Annotated in this window: 3 protein-coding genes; 2 read left to right on the forward strand and 1 reads right to left on the reverse strand. The window is 75.7% G+C overall.

The genetic code is table 11. The annotated features are described in order from the left end of the window. Positions 1-1,158 (forward strand): ABC transporter permease (locus ABD211_RS29635; protein ID WP_344138946.1); only part of this gene is annotated, 1,158 nt, incomplete at its 5' end. A 180-nt stretch (positions 1,159-1,338) separates the two neighbouring features. Here ABD211_RS29635 and ABD211_RS29640 read toward each other — a convergent pair. After that, complete coding sequence (locus ABD211_RS29640; RefSeq protein ID WP_344138948.1) at positions 1,339-1,995, reverse strand: hypothetical protein; 657 nt, start codon at positions 1,993-1,995, stop codon at positions 1,339-1,341. 118 nt (positions 1,996-2,113) lie between these two features. Here ABD211_RS29640 and ABD211_RS29645 point away from each other — a divergent pair, with 118 nt between their 5' ends. Further along, entirely contained in the window at positions 2,114-3,337 is a 1,224-nt protein-coding gene (locus tag ABD211_RS29645; RefSeq protein WP_344138950.1) for a GNAT family N-acetyltransferase, read from the forward strand. The last annotated feature ends 131 nt before the right edge of the window (positions 3,338-3,468 follow it).

Below are 3,468 nucleotides of genomic sequence, written 5' to 3' on the forward strand. Positions count from 1 at the left end.
CTCGCCCGGCTCGGCGGCGGGCGCACCGGCCGGCTGGCCGCGCGCAACCTGCTGCGCCGGCGCACCCGGCTGGTGCTCACGCTGCTGCTGCTCGCGGCCGGCGGGGCGCTGTTCACCACCGGGTTCAACAGCGCCGCCGCGTGGCGCGCCTGGGTGGCCGACGGGCTCGCGAAACGCACGTACGACGCGGAGCTCCAGCTCGCCGCCCCGACCGACGCCGCGTCGCTGGCCGCGGCCGTCCGGGGCGTCGCCGGGGTCACCGCGGCGGAGACCACGCTGACCCTGCCGGCCACGCCCGCCACCGACGGGCTCGAGGTGCAGCGCACCTACCCGGACGGTGGCCACGGGCGGTTCCTGTTGACCGCGCTGCCGGCCGACACCGCGATGGTCGGTTTCGACGTGACGGCGGGCCGCTGGCTGCGGCCGGACGACACCGACGCCGTCGTGCTCAACCAGAGCGCCGCCACCCGCCTGGGCGACCCGGCGGTCGGCGCGCCCGTGCGGCTGTCCGTGGAGGGGGACGTCCGCACCTGGCGCGTGGTCGGCGTGGTCGCCGAGGTCGGCGGGCCCGCCACCGCGTACACCGTGCCGGGCGGCGGCGGGTCGGCCAACACCGTGCGGCTGCGGGCCGACGGGGACGTGCAGGCCGTGACCGACCGCGTCGAGGCGGCGCTCGCGGGCAACCGCACGCCGGCCGCCGCGACCATGCCGACCACGGAACTGCGCTACGCCATCGACGGCCACGTCGCGATCTTCATCTTTGTCCTGATCGCGCTCGCCGTGCTCATGGCGGTCGTCGGGCTGTTGGGCCTCGCGTCCACCATGAGCATCGCCGTCACCGAACGCACCCGCGAGTACGGGATCATGCAGGCGATCGGCGCCACCCCGCCGATGATCCGCCGGCTCGTCATCACGGAGAGCGTGCTCACGGGCGCGATCGGGTGCGTCATCGCCATCGCCGCAGGCCTCCCGCTCTCGGCGGTGGTCGGCGACGTCCTCGGCCGCCTGTCCTTCGGCCTGCCCCTGCCGACCGAGATCGCCCCCGGCGGGTTCGCCGCCTGGGTCGTCCTCGCCGTCGCCGGTGCCGCCGGCGCCGCCCTGACGGCGGCGCGCCGCGCCGCCGGCCTCACCGTCCGCGAAACCCTCGCCCACCAGTGATCGGAGCTACGCCATGTCCCGGACCACCCGAGTGATGATCAGAATCCTCGTCGCGCTCGTCGCCGTCGCCGCGGTCGGGCTCGCGCTGCACTTCGCCGTCCAGGGGATCAGGGCGCTGCACGGCGCCTGACCGAGCGCGCGGCCCGGCGGGTCGGACCGACCCGGCGGGCCGCGCCGGCGTCACAGATTCGTGCGCACCCAGGTGATGGCGTCGGCGATCCAGACCGTGTGGGCGAGGAACCCGATGCCGGCGGCGGTCAGGAACAGGCCCGTGAGCGCGTGGGCGACGCGGGCGGAGCGGCGCTGGCGGCCGAACGTGCCCTCCCAGACCACGCGGCCGAACAACCGGCAGACGACGAACACGCCGATCGCCACCACGGTCACGATGCCCAGGTCAATGACCGGCACGACCATCTGCCCGTTCACGGAGGCGGCCCAGACACCCCAGCCGATGAACGCGATGAGGTAGCCGGTGAAGGACCAGCCCCAGCCGAGCGAGAGCCGCCGGCCGGCGGGCCGGGGCTGGCGGAAGCCGGGGATCTGCGGGTTGGCCGCCGCCCGACGCGGGTCGTGCCGGGGGTCGTCGACCATCGGGTACTCATCGGTGGCCTGGCGCAGCGCGCCGCCGGCCGGCACCCGGACGGCGGCCCGGGCGTAGATCGTCTCGGGGCGGGCGGGCGAGGTCGGCTGGGTGCCCTCGACGTCGGGTCGGGTCCGGTCGAGACCCGGGCGCGCCGGGGAGACGGGGTCGAGCGGGTGGGTCTGGTCGTCCATGCGGTGTGTCCAGGAGGGGGAAGGGTTACCGGCGCCGGGGAAGGCGGTCTGCGCGTCCTGCACGACACCGAGAGTATCCGGTCACTTCACCCCACGCCGGACCACGTCGGAGCGTGTCGTCCCGATCACGGTCCGCGACAAATGCGTCGCGTGGCCGCGCCCGTGGCGGTACAACCGGGGGATGCCGGACTTCGACATCAGCACCGCCAAGCCGGACGACTGGAGCACCCTCGTCCGCATGCTCAGCCTCTCCTTCCTGGAGGAGGTCGACGATGAGATCGCGGCGGCCGAGGGGCACACGTTCGAGCCCGACCGCACGCTGCTCGCCCGGCGCGGCGGCGAACTGATCGGTTCCGCCGGCGTGTTCACCCGCCGGCTCGCCGTCCCCGGCGCCACCGTCGCCTGCGGGCACGTCACCCAGGTCGGCGTCGCCGCGCACGCGCGCCGCCAGGGCGTACTCACCGCTCTGAAGCGCACGCAGCTCGCGGACATCCGCGCCGCGGGAGAACCCGTGGCGGCACTGTGGGCCAGCGAGGGACGCATCTACCAACGCTTCGGGTACGGGCTGGCAGCGCGCCGGCTATCGCTGGAGATCGACGCCCGCGAGGTGGTGATCACCGTGCCCGCCGACCCGGCGGTGACCGTGCGCGGGGCCGTGCCGGCCGAGGTGCGCGACACGCTCGCCCGCGTCTTCGACGCCGCGTGGCCCGACCGGCCGGGCTGGTCGCAACGGCACGAGACGACCTGGTCGTACCGGCTGGCCGACCCGTCCGCGCGCCGGGACGGGGCCAGCCCGCTGCGCGCGGTGCTCGCCGGGCGCGGTGGCGACGTCGTCGGGTACGCGCTGTACCGCACGCGCAGCGACTGGGACTCCGCCGGGCCCAGGGGCGCCGTCTCGATCGTCGAACTGGTCGCGCCGACGCCGGGGGCGTACGTGGCGCTGTGGCGCCACCTGCTCGGGTTCGACCTGACCCGGACCACGGGCTGGTGGTGCGCCGCATCCGACGAACCGCTGCTGCGCATGGTCAACGAGCCGCGCCGGCTCGGCGCCGGGATCGGCGACTCGCTGTGGGTCCGGCTGGTCGACGTGCCCACGGCGCTGGCGGCCCGTCGCTACGCCGCGCCGGTCGACCTGGTGCTCGACGTGACGGACGAGATCTTCCCGGAGAACGCGCGACGGTGGCGCCTGGTCGGCGGGCCGGACGGTGCGACGTGCGAACCCACCACGGACGCGGCCGACCTGTCGCTCGACGTCAAGGCGCTGGGCTCGGCCTACCTGGGGGATCCGAGCCTCGGGCCGCTCGCCCAGGCGGGGCTCGTGGTCGAGGAGCGGGCTGGCGCCGTGGCGCGCGCGAGCGCCGGGTTCGGTTGGCACCGGGCGCCACACGGCATCGAAGTGTTCTAGCCTGCCTGCATGGCCCCGGACGACACCGATCCGAACCCGACGCAGCGGCGGCGGCGGCGCATCCGGCACACGCCCGAGGAGGCGCCCGCGCCGCCGCCCGGCCCACCGCCGCCCGTGCAGCGCACCGCGGC

The organism is Luedemannella flava, assembly GCF_039528515.1.
In the GTDB taxonomy this organism is placed as follows: domain Bacteria; phylum Actinomycetota; class Actinomycetes; order Mycobacteriales; family Micromonosporaceae; genus Luedemannella; species Luedemannella flava.